The following is a 17,161-nucleotide window of genomic DNA, read 5'->3' as shown; positions in this document are numbered from 1 at the left end:
TCCCCTCAGAACGCCGTTCCCGGCTTCACGCCGATGCGTTTGAAGATCATCGCCGCGGGGCAGAATCCGGTGAAGGCGGCCTGCAGCATGTTGAGGCCGACAAAGACGGTGAACCAGACGAAGAGCGGCGAGACGGTGAGCGTCAGCGCGACGGAAAGCAGCGTCATTGCTCCGGCAAAAGCCAGGACGGCACGGTCGAGCGTCATCGGGATACTCCTGTTGCGATTGATTATGTATCAATATTAGTATGTTCTAAAATTACGTCAATACGCAGCATCCCGGAGGCCTGCCGTCGAATTCACGGGGGTTTGCTCCCCCCTCTTGCGCCCCCTCTTGCGCCCCCTCTTGCGCGCCAACGGGGCAAAAACGCGTTGGCCCGGCCGGCCGGCTGGGTTAAGGACGGCGGACACGGCGAATTCAGGGGACGTCATGACCGCGGCTGAACACGGCATTCTTCCAGCACAGGCCATTGCCGAGATGTTCGAGCGCGGCGGAATTTCCGCTCCGCGCCGGCCCGATGGCGACCAGATCCAGCCGGCCAGCCTCGACCTGCGCCTCGGGCCGCTCGCCTATCGGGTGCGGGCGAGCTTCCTGCCCGGCCCCGGCGCCAAGGTGATGGAGAAGCTCGACCGGCTGAAGCTTCATGCCTTCGACCTGACGCGCGGCGCGGTGCTGGAGACGGGCTGCGTCTATATCGTGCCGCTGCTCGAAGGGCTCAACCTTGCGGGCGACGTCTCCGCCACCACCAATCCGAAGAGCTCGACCGGCCGCCTCGACGTCTTCACCCGGGTGATCACCGATGACGGGCGCGCCTTCGACACGGTGCCGGCGGGCTATCGCGGCCCGCTCTATGCCGAGATCAGCCCGCGCACCTTCCCCGTGCTGGTGCGCGAGGGTTCGCGCCTGTCGCAGATCCGTTTCCGCAAGGGCCAGCCGATGGTGGGCGATGCCGAGCTTGCCGAGGTTCACCGGCAGCACGGGCTGGTTTCCGGCGGCGAGGCGACGATCGGCGTCGGCGTGCACCTGACCATCGACCTCAGGGGCGAAGGCGAAGGCGCCCTTATCGGCTATCGCGGCAAGCGCCATACCGGCGTCATCGACATGGACGCGCGCGCCGCCCAGGACCCGCTCGACTTCTGGGAGCCGATCGTGCATCGCGGCCGCGGCGACCTCATCCTCGACCCCAACGAGTTCTACATCCTGGTGTCGCGCGAGGCGGTGCATGTGCCGCCGCTCTTCGCCGCCGAGATGGTGCCCTTCGACCCGCTGGTCGGCGAGTTCCGCGTCCACTATGCCGGTTTCTTCGATCCCGGCTTCGGCCATTCGGAGATCGGCGGCGGCGGCTCGCGCGCCGTCCTGGAGGTGCGCTCGCACGAGGTGCCCTTCATCGTCGAGCACGGCCAGACGGTCGGCCGGCTGGTCTACGAGCACATGCTGGCCCGGCCCGACACGCTGTACGGCGAGGGCATCGGCTCCAACTACCAGGGCCAGGGCCTGAAGCTGTCCAAGCATTTCCGCTAAGGCGGCAAACCGATGACCGACACGGCGCGCCCCGCTCCGCCCGTGCTGCGGTCCGTGGCCGAGGCGGTCGCCTTCCTCCATGCGCGCCTGCACGGCGCGGGCCTCTTGGTTGCCGGCATCTGCGGGCCGGCGGGCGCCGGCAAGACGACCCTGTGCACCGCCCTTGCCGGGGCCGCCCCCTTCCCGCTCGTGCGCCTCGATTGCGACGCCTTTTCGAGGCACGGCCGCGCGGACCGTCAGGCGCATATTGCCGAGGCCGTCGCGTCCGGTATTTCGCGCGCCATGGCGGCACGGCGGACGCTGTCGTGCGGCTGAGGCCGGGCTGAGGCCGGGCCGCCCCCCAACTTGCCGCAAGCATTCGGGCACCGCCCCTCTCTCGGGTCGCCCCGTGTATCCGCCCGGTTCTCGGGGTTGCACTACCCTCAGGCCGTCACCCCCGCCGGAGCGCAGCGGAGAGCGGGGGCCCATTCGTTGCCAGAGCGGCGGCGACGGGGACGCGAGGCTTGCCCGCCGGTCCGGTCCGCAAGCGGCGACGACCGCGTTCCCGCCCACTGACAGCAAAGGACGCCATGCCCCCCGCGACCGGCTGGGACCACCATGCCCGCCGGGATTGCCAATGGATCCCCGGTCAAGCCGGGGATGACGACGGAGAGAGGGGCCAACGCCGGCGTGGCACCGGAGACCCCGGCAGATGACGCCCAAGAGGGTCAAGGCCTTTGCCAGCAACATATGGCAGCCAGGGCGGCCGGCGCCGTTCCCCCCTCTGTCCCCTTTTCGGGGACATCTCCCCCTCAAAGGGGGGGAGAGGGGTGCGTGTGGCCGGCTCCCGGCCCGAACCGGCCGACTGCATCCGGACGCCACCCCATCCTCGGGCCGTCCGCGGGGGCGAGGCGAAGCCGCGAGATGCAAGTCTTGGGGGCCCATTCGTTGCCAGAGCGGCGGCGACAGGGACGCGAGGCTTGCCCGCCGGTCCGGTCCGCAAGCGGCGACGACCGCGTTCCCGCCCACTGACAGCAAAGGACGCCATGCCCCCCGCAACCGACGGTGCCCACCACAACCGCCGGGATTGCCAATGGGTCCCGGATCAAGTTCGGGATGACGACGGAGAGAGGCGCCAACGCCGGCGTGACACCGGCACCAGCGGTACGGCGTCCCAAAACGAAGATGTGCCGCGCGCTTTTCTCCCCACGGGGTTGCCAACTGGATCCGGCGCTCCGACGGCGGTTGCGGCCGGTTCTCGGCCCTCGCCCCACCCTCAGGCCGTCACCCCGGGCAAGGCGAAGCCGCGACCCGGGGCCCATTCGTTCCCAGAGCGACGGCAACAAGGCCTCGGCGACAGAGCGCCGTTCCGCCCCCCTGCCGCCGGCGGGCTCCACGCCCGCCGCGACCGACGGTGCCCACCACAACCGCCGGGGTTGCCAATGGATCCCCGGCTCTCCGGCTGCGCCTGCGGCCGGGATGACAGCCGAGGGGAAGGCATGGGCCGGCGTGGCACCAGCGGTGCGGAGGGATGATGCCCGAAAGGGTCAAGGCCTTTGCCAGCAACATATGGCAGCCAGGGCGGCCGGCGCCGTTCCCCCCTCTGTCCCCGATCGGGGACATCTCCCCCTCAAGGGGGAGAGGGGCGCGTGTGGCCGGCTCCCGGCCCGAACCGGCCGACTGCATCCGGACGCCACCCCACCCTCGGGCCGTCACCCCCGCCGGAGCGCAGCGCAGAGCGGGGGCCCATTCGTTGCCAGAGCGGCGGCGACGGAGACGCGAGGCTTGCCCGCCGGTCCGGTCCGCAAGCGGCGACGACCGCATTCCCGCCCACTGACGGCAAAGGACGCCATGCCCGCCGCGACCCGCTGGGACCACCACAACCGCCGGGGTTGCCAATGGGCCCCCGGTCAAGCCGGGGATGACAGCCGAGGGGAAGGCATGGGCCGGCGTGGCACCAGCGGTGCGGAGGGATGATGCCCGAAAGGGACAAGGCCTTTGCCAACACCATCTGGCGGCGGGATTGGTCGGTGCCCGTTCCCCCCTCTGTCCCCGATCGGGGACATCTCCCCCTCAAAGGGGGGAGAGGGGCGCGCGTGGCCGGCTCCCGGCCCGAACCGGCCGACTGCATCCGGACGCCACCCCACCCTCAGGCCGTCACCCCCGCCGGAGCGCAGCGGAGAGCGGGGGCCCATTCGTTGCCAGAGCGGCGGCAACAAGGCCTCGGCGACAGAGCGCCGTTCCGCCCCCCTGCCGCCGGCGGGCTCCACGCCCGCCGCGACCGACGGTGCCCACCACAACCGCCGGGGTTGCCAATGGATCCCCGGCTCTCCGGCTGCGCCTGCGGCCGGGGATGACGTCCGAGGGGGAGGCAAGGCCGGCGTGACACCAGCGGTGCGGAGGGATGACGCCCAAGAGGGTCAAGGCCTTTGCCAGCAACATATGGCAGCCAGGGCGGCCGGTGCCGTTCCCCCCTCTGTCCCCGATCGGGGACATCTCCCCCTCAAGGGGGAGAGGGGCGCGTGTGGCCGGCTCCCGGCCCGAACCGGCCGACTGCATCCGGACGCCACCCCACCCTCGGGCCGTCACCCCCGCCGGAGCGCAGCGCAGAGCGGGGGCCCATTCGTTGCCAGAGCGGCGGCGACGGAGACGCGAGGCTTGCCCGCCGGTCCGGTCCGCAAGCGGCGACGACCGCATTCCCGCCCACTGACGGCAAAGGACGCCATGCCCGCCGCGACCCGCTGGGACCACCACAACCGCCGGGGTTGCCAATGGGCCCCCGGTCAAGCCGGGGATGACAGCCGAGGGGAAGGCATGGGCCGGCGTGGCACCAGCGGTGCGGAGGGATGATGCCCGAAAGGGACAAGGCCTTTGCCAACACCATCTGGCGGCGGGATTGGTCGGTGCCCGTTCCCCCCTCTGTCCCCGATCGGGGACATCTCCCCCTCAAAGGGGGGAGAGGGGCGCGCGTGGCCGGCTCCCGGCCCGAACCGGCCGACTGCATCCGGACGCCACCCCACCCTCAGGCCGTCACCCCCGCCGGAGCGCAGCGGAGAGCGGGGGCCCATTCGTTGCCAGAGCGGCGGCAACAAGGCCTCGGCGACAGAGCGCCGTTCCGCCCCCCTGCCGCCGGCGGGCTCCACGCCCGCCGCGACCGACGGTGCCCACCACAACCGCCGGGGTTGCCAATGGATCCCCGGCTCTCCGGCTGCGCCTGCGGCCGGGGATGACGTCCGAGGGGGAGGCAAGGCCGGCGTGACACCAGCGGTGCGGAGGGATGACGCCCAAGAGGGTCAAGGCCTTTGCCAGCAACATATGGCAGCCAGGGCGGCCGGTGCCGTTCCCCCCTCTGTCCCCTTTTCGGGGACATCTCCCCCTCAAGGGGGGAGAGCGGCGCGTGTGGCCGGCTCCCGGCCCGAACCGGCCGACTGCATCCGGACGCCACCCCACCCCTCGGGCCGTCCCCCCGGGCGAGGTGAAGCCGCGAGATGCAAGTCTTGCGTTCCCGGAGCGGGAGTGATGGAGATCGGGGAGGTCGCGTGCAGGTCCGCAAGCGGCGACGACTGCGTTCCCGACCGCGAGCGGCGAAGGGCTCGATGCCCGCTGCAACCTGCTGGGACCACCACATCCGCCGGGGTTGCCAATGGATCCCCGGCTCTCCGGCTGCGCCTGCGGCCGGGATGACAGCCGAGGGGAAGGCATGGGCCGGCGTGGCACCAGCGGTGCGGAGGGATGATGCCCGAAAGGGACAAGGCCTTTGCCAGCACCATCTGGCGGCGGGATTGGTCGGTGCCCGTTCCCCCCTCTGTCCCCGATCAGGGACATCTCCCCCTCAAGGGGGGAGAGGGGCGCGTGTGGCCGGCTCCCGGCCCGAACCGGCCGACTGCATCCGGACGCCACCCCACCCCTCGGGCCGTCCCCCCGGGCGAGGTGAAGCCGCGAGATGCAAGTCTTGCGTTCCCGGAGCGGGAGTGATGGAGATCGGGGAGGTCGCGTGCAGGTCCGCAAGCGGCGACGACTGCGTTCCCGACCGCGAGCGGCGAAGGGCTCGATGCCCGCTGCAACCTGCTGGGACCACCACATCCGCCGGGGTTGCCAATGGATCCCCGGCTCTCCGGCTGCGCCTGCGGCCGGGATGACAGCCGAGGGGAAGGCATGGGCCGGCGTGGCACCAGCGGTGCGGAGGGATGATGCCCGAAAGGGACAAGGCCTTTGCCAGCACCATCTGGCGGCGGGATTGGTCGGTGCCCGTTCCCCCCTCTGTCCCCGATCAGGGACATCTCCCCCTCAAGGGGGGAGAGGGGCGCGTGTGGCCGGCTCCCGGCCCGAACCGGCCGACTGCATCCGGACGCCACCCCATCCTCGGGCCGTCACCCCCGCCGGAGCGCAGAGCGGGGGCCCATTCGTTGCCAGAGCGGCGGCGACGGGGACGGGGCTGCCCCTCCTCCTCCCTCCTCCCTCCTCCCTCGCTCCCTCCTCCCCCTCCTCCCTCCTGCTCCCTCCTGCTCCTTCCTGCTCCCTCCTCCTCCCCCTGCTCCCGCCACCACCTCAGGCCGCCCCTCCCCCGGCCTCCGTCCCCTGCTTGACAGCCCCTCGGCCATTTAGTATGGATGACTGACTAACTGGAGAGCGCATGACACCGACGGCGGCACTGGAACGGCTTCACCGCATAGCGCACCGGCATTGGGCGGCACAGGCGGCAACCGCCGGGCTGAGCCACAGCGAGTTCGAATACCTGCGCGCCATCAAGGAGCAGGAGCGGCGCAAGATCGACCGGGACGATCACGGCCAGCACCTGCAGGACGTGGTCGCGGCGATGGGCGTCAGCAAGGCCTCGGCGAGCGCCATGGTCGTCAAGCTGGAGGAGCGCGGACTGGTCCGCCGCGTGCCCTGCCTGATGGACGCCCGCGCCCAGCACATCCTGCTGACGGACGACGGGGCGAGCCTGCTGCGGCGCGGCGAGGAGGTCTATCGCGACGCCCTGCGGCAGATCTTCGGCGGGCTGGAAGGCTACGACCGGGACGCGTTCCGCCGGGCGCTGCGGGAGCTCTCCGACCTGCCGTGAGCCTCCGGGCCGCACCGGCCGCCGAGAGCCGCCGCCGGCTTGCTCCAGCGGCCGGGCCCTGATCCGCCGGCCCGCCCGGTTGACCGGAAGGGAGAACGCAAGGGCTCGCCGGCATTCTGCTCCCGGCCTCCCGAGACCGGCGGTGGACAGGGAGCCGCATGCCTGTCGCATAAAAGTCAGCTCTCCTGACTGACTTATGATGAAGAGACAAAAGGCCTGCCCCGAAGGAGGCATCGGCAAGACACAGAACAAGGGAACCGCCTCCGGCAAAGCTGCCGGATCGCCGGGAGGTGAAGGAGAGGTCGAAGACGAAGCCGCAACGGGTGGCCGGGGCGGTCCTCGCCGTGCCTTCCCGGAGGCAGGAAGCGCAAGTTCCCTGGGCGCGATGAAAGTTCGTTTGGCTGACTTATTTTCAAGGAAGCGGGAGGAAGAGCGAATGGGCGGGACGACCCGACGGCAAGGCGGGGGGCGGTCAGGCAGCCGGCCGGTCCTCGGCAATCGCCCGTCCCTCATGCCGTCACCCCGGACGAGCATCGCGAGATGCAAGTCTTGGGGGCCCATTGGTTGCCAGAGCGGCAGCGAGGAGATGGCGGGAGGTCGCGTGCAGGTCCTGCCGCGGGCGGCGAAGGGCACCGCGCCCGCTGCGACCGGCGAGAGCCCTCAGATCCGCCGATGGTGCCAATGGGTCCCGGCTCTCCGACTGCGCCTGCGGCCGGGATGACAGCCGAGGGGAAGGCATGGGCCGGCGTGGTACCGGAGACCCCGGCAGATGACGCCCGAGAGGGTCAAGGCCTTTGCCGGCACCATATGGCAGCGAGGGCGGCCGGCGCCGTTCCCCCCTCTGTCCCCGGTCGGGGACATCTCCCCCTCAAGGGGGGAGAGGGGCGCGTGTGGCCGGCTCCCGGCAACCGTTTCGCCCGGCCTGAACCGGCCCACGGCATTCGGACGGCCCGCCCCCCTCATGCCGTCACCCCGGACGAGCATCGCGAGATGCAAGTCTTGGGGGCCCATTGGTTGCCAGAGCGGCAGCGAGGAGATGGCGGGAGGTCGCGTGCAGGTCCTGCCGCTGACAGCGAAGGGCTCGCGCCCGCTGCGACCGGCGGTGCCAATCAGATCCGCCGGGGTTGCCAATGGGTCCCGGCTCTCCGGCTGCGCCTGCGGCCGGGATGACAGCCGAGGGGAAGGCATGGGCCGGCGTGGCACCGGAGACCCCGGCAGATGACGCCCAAGAGGGGTGAAGCGTTTGCCAGCAACATATGGCAGCCAGGGCGGCCGGCGCCGTTCCCCCCTCTGTCCCCGATCGGGGACATCTCCCCCTCAAGGGGGGAGAGGGTCGCGTGTGGCCGGCTCCCGGCAACCGTTTCGCCCGGCCTGAACCGGCCGGCGGCATTCGGACGGCCCGCCCCCCTCAGGCCGTCACCCCGGGCAAGGCGAAGCCGCGAGATGCAAGTCTTGGGGGCCCATTGGTTGCCAGAGCGTCGGCGAAGGGATGGCGGAAGCGGCGCGTCATACACGACGCCGACGACCGCGTTTCCGCCGCCTCCGCTGACAGCGAAGGGCTCCGCGCCCGCCGCAACCGGCGGTGCCAATCAGATCCGCCGAGGGTGCCAATGGGTCCCGGCTCTCCGGCTGCGCCTGCGGCCGGGATGACAGCCGAGGGGAAGGCAAGGGCCGGCGTGGCACCGGAGACCCCGGCAGATGACGCCCGAGAGGGTCAAGGCCTTTGCCGGCACCATATGGCAGCGAGGGCGGCCGGCGCCGTTCCCCCCTCTGTCCCCTATCGGGGACAGAGGGGGGCAGAGGGGGGCAAAGCGGCAAGCCCTCGCCACCGCTCCGCCCTGGACACTCGACAACAGAAGGAGAGAACTCTCGATCACAAGTTCGTTTTCCAGACTGACCTCTACCTCGCTTTCGGGCGCTCCGCCTTGGCGCCGGCCGGAACAAGCGGCCCTGGATGCGCTGCTTCCGGCCACGTCCGGCAGCGGGGCGCCACCCCGACCACAGACCGTGGCCGACAGGCCATGGGCCACCATCCACCGACCCGGCGGGACAGGCCTTCTGCCCGCCAAACCCCGGCTTGCGCCCCGTACCAACCGGCCGCAAACCTCGAGAGAAAAGGAAATCCGGATGTCTTTTGAAGCCGCGCTGATCGGCGCCGCCATCCACATGCTGTTCTGGGAAAAGCTTCCCGAATGGGGCACCTGGTTCAACCGGTTCATCGCCGCCCTGCCCGCGCCGCTGCGCACGCTCTACGTCCAGTGGCGCTGCCCCTATTGCGCCGGGTTCTGGATCGCGCTCTGCCTGCATGGCGCGACCGGCCTGTCGACGCTCGCCGCGCTTGACGACCTGCCCGCCTTCTGGGGAGAGCTGGCGACACCGCTCGGCTGGTTCCTCGATGCGCTGGTCACCGCCGTGCTGATCCAGATCGTCGTGCTCGCCATCAACGCGATCCGCCTGCCGGCGATGCGCGCGGCGATGCTGAAGAAGGAGGCCATGAAGGCCCGGGACGGCTGACCGGCAAACCTGCCGGCACGCGGAGGGCGGGCCGGAACGCCCGGCGCCTGCCGGCCCGCCCCCCCGCGTGCCGGCAGGCGTCAACGATGTTCGACGATCCGATCCCGACAAGACATTGGCCGTGCTAGGATTTCCGTGCGGATGATTCCGCGCGAAAATTTCCCGGGGGGCAAGAGACAAGGTGGCGACGGATCGGGCGGACACGGGTCGGACCGCGACAGGCCGGACGGATACGGATCGTGCAGACATGGACGCGCCCGGCGCTGACCCGTCTGGCGCAAACCCGCCCGGCGCAAACCCGTCCGGCGCTGACCCATCCGGCGGCGGCATTGCCGCCCCCTCCCCCCGCGTGCGGCCGGCCGGGTGCCGGCCAACCCGCTGGGCCCGGCCGCTGCGGCTGCATCTCAGCACCATCATCGTGGCCTTGCTGCTGGGCATCTCGCTGCCGCTCATGTGGCTTGCGAACGAGCAGGGGACGCGGCTCGCCACCCGGGCCGCCAGCCAGGAGATGAGCCTGCTGGCGCGGCGCGCCGCGACCCATTACGAAGCCATCTTCAACGACGGGCTGGCGGTGGTCACCCTCGCCGCGGCCGCCGGCACGCTGCTCGACACCCCCTCCCCCGAGGCGGCAGCCGAGATGGCAGGCGACTTGGCCGGCAAGGTGCATTTCCTCGACCGGGCGCTGGCGACCTCCCCCCATATCGACGGGCTTTATGCGGGGCGCGCCGACGGCAGTTTCCTGCAAGGCGTCGGCGACAGGAGAGCCTGGCGCGAAACGCTCGACATGCCGCGGGGCACCGACCACGCGGTGCGCAGCATCCGTCCCGGCGCGGACGGCAAGCGCCGCGCGACCTGGCGGTTCCATGCCTCCGACGGCACGCTCCTTGCCCGCCGCGACGGCGGCGAGACGGGCTACGACCCGCGCCGGCGGCCATGGTACCGGGCGGCCCTGGCGGCGGGGGGAACCCCTGTCGCCGTCGGCCCCTACACGATGGCGACGACCGGCGAGCTGGGTCTGACCATCGCCATCGCGGCGGCCGACGATCCCGGCACCGTCGTCGGCGCCGACGTGCTGCTGACGACGATCAGCGAATTGCTGTCGCGCGAGGCGGTCTCCCCCGGCGCCAGGGGCTATGTCTTCGATGACGACCTGCGGCTCATCGTCCATTCCGACCCGGCCCTGATGGCCAGGCTGCTGCCGCAACTCTCAAGCCGGTCGCGCCATGCGCGGGTCGATGTCGACGACCCGCTGCTGGCGTCCGTGAGGCCGCTTCTCGCCGCGCCCGGCGATGGCGGGCTCCACCGGATCGACATCGACGGCGCCCCGCATCTTGTCGCGCTGGAGCCGATGGACGGCGTCGCGGGGCTTGCCGGGACCACCGTCGTCATCGCCGCGCCGCTGTCGGATTTCACCGCCGAGGCCGCGGCGCTGCTGACAAAGGCTCTCGCCATCTCCGTGGCGCTGATCGTGGCCGGCATTCTCGCCTCGCTGCTGATCGCGCGTCTCGTCAGCCGCTCGCTCACCCGGCTTGCCGGCGATGCGGCGCGGATCGGCGAGCTCGATCTCGAGGCCGGCCCGCCATTCGCCTCCCCGCCGCTTGCCTCCTATGTGGAGGAGATCAACACGCTGTCCGCCGCCATGGCGACCGCACGCGGCGCGATCCGCAGTTTTGCGCTCTACGTGCCGCGCGAGCTGGTGCGCAAGGTGATCGCCGCCGGCCGGCAGGATCCGGGCGCGGCGCTGCGCCAGGAGGTCACCGTCCTGTTCACCGACATTCGCGACTTCACCACCGTCTCCGAACGCCATGCGCCGGAGGAGGTGGTCATGCTGCTGGCCGCCTATTTCGAGCGGCTGAACGAGATCGTCGAGGCGCATGACGGGGTGATCGTCCAGTATCTGGGCGATTCCATCTATGCGATGTGGAACGCGCCGGAGGCCGATCCCGACCATGTCGACAAGGCCTGCCGCTGCACGCTGGCGCTGGTGGCCGCCGTCGACATGCTCAACGCGGAGAACCGGGCGGCCGGCCTGCCGGAGCTGGTCACCCGCTTCGGCCTGCACACGGGCGTTGCCGTGGTCGGCAGCATGGGCGCGACGACGCGCCGCCAGTACACCGCCATCGGCGACACGGTGAACGTCGCCTCCAGGCTGGAAGGCCTCAACAAGGAATTCGGCACCACGGTGCTGGCAAGCGCCGCCGTCCGGGACGCGGCACGCGACCCCGCGCTCTGTTTCCGCCCGCTCGGCGCGGCGCAGCTCAAGGGCCGGGAAGCGGAGATCGCGGTGTTCGAACTCTTGGGCGAAAGCGGCTAGCCGCGAGGTCAGCCCGAGCGGTCGATGCGGCCGCGCAGCTCGCGCAGTTCCTCGCGCAGCGCCCGCACCTCGGCCAGCACCAGCCCGGTCTCGTCGTGGATCGCCTGGCGGTCGGCCTCCGCGGTCTGGTCGTGCTCCTGCTGCATCGCCGAGACGATGACACCGATGAAAAGGTTGAGCACGGTGAAGGCGGTGCACAGGATGAAGGGCACGAACAGCAGCCAGGAGAGCGGATAGACCTCCATCACCGGCCGGACGATGCCCATCGACCAGCTCTCCAGCGTCATGATCTGGAACAGCGTGTAGAGCGAGGCGCCGATCGTGCCGAACCATTCGGGGAAAGAGGCGCCGTAGAGCTTGGTCGTCATCACCGAAAAAACGTAGAAGACCAGCGTCAGCAGCAGCACGATCGAGCCCATGCCGGGCAGCGCCGCGACGAGGCCGCCGACGACCCGGCGCAGCGAGGGCACCACGGAAATGAGGCGCAGCACGCGCAGGATGCGCAGCGCGCGCAGCACCGAGAAGGCGCCGCTTGCCGGCATCAAGGCGACCGCGACGACGGCGAAGTCGAACAGGCTCCAGGGATCGCGGAAGAAGCGCGGCCCGTGCGCATAGATGCGCAAGGCGATCTCGACGGTGAAGACGGCAAGCACCGCCCGGTCGAGAAACACCAGGAACCCGCCGGCCGAGGCCATCGCCGCCTCGCTGGTTTCAAGGCCCAGCGTGATCGCGTTGACGACGATCAGCGCGATGATCGCCGCTTCCCAGCTTCGTGACTGGACGAGGGCCTTCAGCCGTTCACGCATGTCTTCACTCTCCAGAAAGCTTTCGTGCGGGGCGCGCGCCCGGGCGGGGTCGCCGGACGGCACGAGAAGTGGTCATCGGCACCGCGAAATCAAGGAGAAAGCAATTTTCCGGGAGAGCCGTCCCCAGCCGCCCGCGAGGCGCTTGACAGCCTGCCCCCCGCGCCCCGATATATGCGGCTCAGGCGGGTATGATGTAATGGTAGCCTGTCAGCTTCCCAAGCTGAACGCGCGGGTTCGATTCCCGCTACCCGCTCCAAGTGCTCCTTCCCCCGGATATTGTCTGGATCTGTCGCCGGAACCTGCCTCTTGGGCTCGCCAGCGGCATACTGCGTGCCGCCCACATCACGCGCACCTGAAAGGGTCCAGGCGGAAACAGCCCTCACACACCCAACAACGTTCAGTGTAACAGGCGCCTGTCCGTCGCCCTCAGGATCGCCGTGAAAGGGGTTTCAAAGGAGGTAGGGCGCGCGTTTGCATTGAATCTGAACAACAGACAATGGCACCCTATCGACCCGCCACGCAACGATTCTGTGAGCGTCGCGAAATCTCACTGTGCTTTCGAAATCCCGTATGGCGGACGCGATGCGAATTATGTGACCCCAACTTGGAGTCCATTCTGGCCAAACAGGTTACAACGTTGGGAAACTAACATGACTGATCGCATCTTTAGAGATATTCCTAAGGGAAAGGTCAAAGAAGCCGATCAGCAGTCGTTATTGGTGAGCTTGGGCTGGGCGCGAGGCTCAACGTGGAACGATCTACTTAGATCAAAACGTGTGCTAATTATTTCCGAGGCTGGCGCAGGAAAAACCCATGAGTGCCGAACTCAAACGAAGCGTCTTTGGGCTGAGGGTGAGCCGGCATTCTTCGTTGAGTTGGCGGCACTCGCGACTGGCGAACTTCGCAGCCTGCTAGATGCCGATGAAGAAGCACGGCTGGACGCTTGGCTTGCTTCACAGTCCGAGGTGGCGACATTTTTTTTGGACTCGATTGACGAGCTGAAATTGACGTTGGGTTCATTTGAGAGCGCGCTCAAACGACTGAAGAAGGGCATCGGAAATCAGCTTCACCGGGCGCGGGTAGTCATCACGACCCGACCGATACCTTTCGACGAACAGTTGGTCCGAAATGTACTGCCCGTTCCACCCGCGCCGTCCTCGGAATCAGATGAAGAGGCTTTTGCGAAGATCGCGATGCGTGAGCCTCAGGAGCAACACAACAACAACAGCAACACCCAATCGCCCGATTGGCGGTCTGTAGCCTTATTGCCGCTTTCGGATGGACAGATCGTCGAGTTTTGTCGGCATCAGGGCGTGAGCGATCCCGATCTCCTTTTTGAAGATCTACGACGTCGTAATGCCTTGGAGTTTGCACGTAGGCCTCAGGACCTCATTGAGTTGTGCGCGGACTGGCGTGAGCATAAGCGCATTCGAACGCATCGCAATCAGGTTGCCACGAATGTTCGCGTTAAGCTGCTTCCTCGAGACGACAGACCTGAACCGGCGGAATTGTCCGTCGACAAGGCTATCGAAGGAGCTAGTCGGCTCGCGCTTGCAGTTCAGATGACGCGTCGTCTAACAATCCGTCACAGTGCAGCGTCCGACGTTGTTGGCGAAGAGGCGGCCCTCGATCCCGCGATCATCCTGTCCGATTGGCAAGCAAACGAACGAAAAGCACTGCTGGAGCGTCCGCTATTTGGCTTCGCCTCGTACGGCCGGGTGCGCTTCCATCATCGCTCGGTGGCGGAGTATCTTGCTGCAGAGCGGCTAATAACTCTTCGACGACAAGGGATGCCGTTTCGAGCCCTCAAGCGGCTTCTCTTCGCGGAAACCAAAGACAAGACGATCGTTCGCCCGTCCAAGCGACCAGTAGCGGGTTGGCTAGCGTTGCAAGAAGACGGGGTATTTGAACTCTTGCGGGACAATGAGCCTGCCGTGCTCTTGGACGAAGGCGACCCAGAGTCGCTAACGCAAAGACAGCGAAATCAAGCTCTTCGCGCCTACGCTGAGCGTTACGGCCCTGGTGGCTGGAGAGGCCTTCAGGTGCCCCACATTCAGGTCCATCGTTTTGCATCGAAAGAGCTCGCAGATGAAATCGATAGAGTTTGGCGTAGCGGAGTAGAGAACCCAGATGTGCGAGAAGTCCTCGTCAGCCTTATCGAGGCGGGCCGCATAGAAGACTGTGCTGACATTGTATTCGATATCACTCAGGACATTACAGCACCTGCGGTTGGGCGCATAATGGCTATTGACGCGTTAATAGCCTTGGATGACGAGAGGCTAGGGGATATCGCTTCCAGTATAGCGGATGCTGACGCTCTCTGGCCTGACAGAGTGGCCCGAGGTGCCGTAGCACGCCTTTTCCCCAAGTATATGTCGGTTGAGCAGCTTTGTCGGACTCTTCGATGGGTGAAGCGGGAGAAGCGGAGTGTAGGCAACCTTAGCTGGCAACTTCCACGCCTGATAGCAGCATCGCAACTTGATCTCCCTGTCCTTGAAAAACTTCGTGATGATCTCCTAGCGCTAGTCTCAGAGGGGCTTAGATGGCGAAAAGAGTGGCCACATATTTCGAGTGATCGGCCACATCTCAGCGGAGCGCTCGCAGCAACGTGTGAACGCGGCCTTGATATGAGCCAAGACGAGGAATGGCTGCATGCTGGCGCACTTGCATTGCGATTGCATCACCGTGACCATGGCGACGATGAGCCGATCAAGTCGCTTCGCGAACGACTGAGCAATCTGAATGCAGAGGGCAATGCTCGCCTCTTCTGGGTTGATGACGCTTTGCTTCAGTCGCTCGATAAAGTCAAAGACCCTTGGACACGGCTCGCAAAGATCACGATTCACGATGGGCCCGTCCAGCTTAGAGCGGACCGAGATCTGACTTGGGTGAGCGAAGCGCTTGGCGACACGACCCAGGATACGGGTGTACGCGCAATGCTCTTGGAGGCAGCTATCCGCCTGTTGCCGGATCGTGATGCATTGCAAGAGCACGTTGTAGGACTTAGGCCTCTAATAGCGGATGAACCTTCAATCGTGCAAAGACTTGACGACTGGCTGAGGCCATCGAAACACGACAAAGAACATCGTCTTTGGGAAGAGAAGCAGGCTCAACGAAAGAAGCAAGAAGAGCGGCGAAAGGCCAAGGACCGAGCTAGTTGGATTCAGTTCTGGCGAGAAATAGCCAATCAACCTGAGAACGCATTCTCGACGGAGCAAAGCTGGGACACAGCTTGGAACTTGTGGCGCGCCATGAGTCACGATGGTGATAACAGTCGGTCGTCAGGTTGGAACCGGCGCTTCATTGAGGAGCAATTCAATCAAGACACTGCCGACAAACTTCGTCTCGTGCTGATGAAGATCTGGCGCGATGATCACCCAACCTTTCCCAGCGAAAGGCCCGAAGGTGATCGCAATACATTTTTTGTACGTTGGCAACTTGGTCTGGCCGCAATCTACGCCGAAGCGGAGGCCCCGGACTGGGCGGCTAAACTCAGCGATGCCGAAGCTGAGCTAGCCGCGCGGTACGCTCCGATTGAACTGAACGGCCTTCCCCAATGGATCGAGTGTCTCGGAGATTGGCACCCAAACGCTTTGGGCCGGACGCTTGGAAATGAACTGTCGTGGGAGCTGAGCCGTCCGCCAGGTGAGCATGGACATTCAGGCCTGCTTCAAGGAATTGGGTACGCGTCTGAGAGAGTTGCGAGACTATTTCTCCCACGGCTGGAATCTTGGTTTGATGTCGGTGGGGACCGGATCATTGGCACCGATAACGCGACTGGGATGACCGAAAGGGTTCGGCAAGTCACACGGGTTATCTTGAAGCATGGCGATGTTGCTGAAATTGAGAAACTTCGAGAACGGGCACTCCAAAGATTGGAGCAACAATTGCCGTTCGCGCTGCGTCTTGTTTGGTTGTCAACCTTGATGCGGATTGATCCGCAGGCGAGTGTCGAAAAGCTGGCTGACCAGATCGAGATAGTTGAACCATCTGAGCGATCAGACGCTGTGACATGGCTGGCCAGCCTCTTTGGGGATCGGCAAGACGGAATTGGGTTGGGTGACGAACGCTTCACGCCGCAATTACTGCTGCGGCTGCTTCGTCTGGCCTATCGCCATGTTCGAATAAAAGACGACGCGCACCACGAAGGATCCTATTCACCGGACACTCGCGATGACGCGGAACAGGCACGCAATAACATTGTAACAGCATTGCTCAACGCGAAGGGTGAGGAGGGTTTGGCAGCCAAGCTCGAGATGGCCGCAGATCCTTTGTGCGCTCATTTCAAGGATCGCATTTTGGCTGTGGCAGAAGAGAATTGGGCGCAAGAGATTGATGCTGACATATTGGATGAGACTCAAGCGATGGCTCTTGACCGGAGCGGAGAAGCCCCTGCCTCAACGAATGAAGCTATGTTTGCGATTATGGAGGATAGGCTGTCCGACCTTGATGACCTTCTTCTCCGTGATGTTTCACCGCGAGAGGCTTGGGCAGGTATATTAGTCGAGAAGGTCATGCGTCGAGAAATCGCGCGAGAGCTGAGCCATGCCGCCAACTCGATCTACACTGTGGACCAAGAGGCCGTGACCGCAGACGAAAAAGAAACTGACATCAGATTGCGTTCCGTAGCCTCTCCCCATGAGGCGGTGATCGAACTCAAGCTCGGGGATGGACGCACAGCTAAAGATTTGCGCGATACAATCGAGAATCAGTTGGTGAAAAAGTACATGGCAACGGAGCACAGCCGGGCCGGTGCTTTGATGGTGACCCTTGCGAAAGATCGGAAGTGGGATCATCCGGATGAGGGCCGTAAAATCGATATCGAAGAGTTGTTCGTACTTCTAAGCGATGAAGCCAAGAGAGTTCAGAATGCATCTGGTGGCTCTGTCAGAGTTGCTGTCCATTTTCTCGATTTGCGCCCTCGACTGAAAACCGAAGCAAGAAAAAATAGATAATATTGAA

Annotated in this window: 8 protein-coding genes and 1 tRNA gene; 7 read left to right on the top strand and 2 right to left on the bottom strand. The window is 66.2% G+C overall.

Annotated features, from left to right (window positions below; all coding sequences use genetic code 11):
• Positions 1 to 5 precede the first annotated feature (5 nt).
• On the bottom strand, positions 6 to 206 hold the full coding sequence (locus tag ACQY46_RS11265; RefSeq protein WP_428700325.1) for a YgaP family membrane protein: 201 nt from the start codon (positions 204 to 206) through the stop codon (positions 6 to 8).
• A gap of 223 nt (positions 207 to 429) precedes the next feature.
• Between ACQY46_RS11265 and ACQY46_RS11260 the strand changes: the two genes are divergently transcribed.
• The 5 genes from ACQY46_RS11260 to ACQY46_RS11240 all read left to right on the top strand — a co-directional run bounded on the left by ACQY46_RS11260 (position 430) and on the right by ACQY46_RS11240 (position 11,393).
• Complete coding sequence (locus ACQY46_RS11260; RefSeq protein ID WP_428700324.1) at positions 430 to 1,521, top strand: 2'-deoxycytidine 5'-triphosphate deaminase; 1,092 nt, start codon at positions 430 to 432, stop codon at positions 1,519 to 1,521.
• 12 nt (positions 1,522 to 1,533) lie between these two features.
• Positions 1,534 to 1,836, top strand: a complete 303-nt coding sequence (locus ACQY46_RS11255) for an AAA family ATPase (RefSeq protein ID WP_428700323.1) — start codon at positions 1,534 to 1,536, stop codon at positions 1,834 to 1,836.
• 4,297 nt (positions 1,837 to 6,133) lie between these two features.
• Positions 6,134 to 6,565, top strand: a complete 432-nt coding sequence (locus tag ACQY46_RS11250) for a MarR family winged helix-turn-helix transcriptional regulator (protein WP_428700322.1) — start codon at positions 6,134 to 6,136, stop codon at positions 6,563 to 6,565.
• A gap of 2,127 nt (positions 6,566 to 8,692) precedes the next feature.
• The gene (locus ACQY46_RS11245) at positions 8,693 to 9,079 is read left to right on the top strand and encodes a hypothetical protein (protein WP_428700321.1); all 387 of its coding nucleotides are present in this window, start codon (positions 8,693 to 8,695) and stop codon (positions 9,077 to 9,079) included.
• 418 nt (positions 9,080 to 9,497) lie between these two features.
• A complete protein-coding gene (locus tag ACQY46_RS11240) occupies positions 9,498 to 11,393 on the top strand; it encodes an adenylate/guanylate cyclase domain-containing protein (RefSeq protein ID WP_428700320.1) in 1,896 nt (631 codons plus the stop codon).
• Between the two features lie 8 nt (positions 11,394 to 11,401).
• Here ACQY46_RS11240 and ACQY46_RS11235 read toward each other — a convergent pair whose 3' ends face one another.
• A complete protein-coding gene (locus ACQY46_RS11235) occupies positions 11,402 to 12,199 on the bottom strand; it encodes an ion transporter (RefSeq protein WP_428700319.1) in 798 nt (265 codons plus the stop codon).
• Positions 12,200 to 12,381: 182 nt separating this feature from the next.
• Between ACQY46_RS11235 and ACQY46_RS11230 the strand changes: the two genes are divergently transcribed.
• Both ACQY46_RS11230 and ACQY46_RS11225 read left to right on the top strand, forming a co-directional pair.
• Positions 12,382 to 12,455: transfer RNA gene (locus ACQY46_RS11230), tRNA-Gly, on the top strand.
• A gap of 394 nt (positions 12,456 to 12,849) precedes the next feature.
• Positions 12,850 to 17,154: an NACHT domain-containing protein gene (locus tag ACQY46_RS11225; RefSeq protein WP_428700318.1), complete on the top strand. Its 4,305-nt coding sequence runs from the start codon at positions 12,850 to 12,852 to the stop codon at positions 17,152 to 17,154.
• The last annotated feature ends 7 nt before the right edge of the window (positions 17,155 to 17,161 follow it).

The sequence above is a fragment of the Stappia sp. genome (genome assembly GCF_965276915.1).
In the GTDB taxonomy this organism is placed as follows: domain Bacteria; phylum Pseudomonadota; class Alphaproteobacteria; order Rhizobiales; family Stappiaceae; genus Stappia.
Note: the sequence above shows the minus strand (reverse complement) of the source record. Positions and strands in the feature narration are given on the sequence as shown.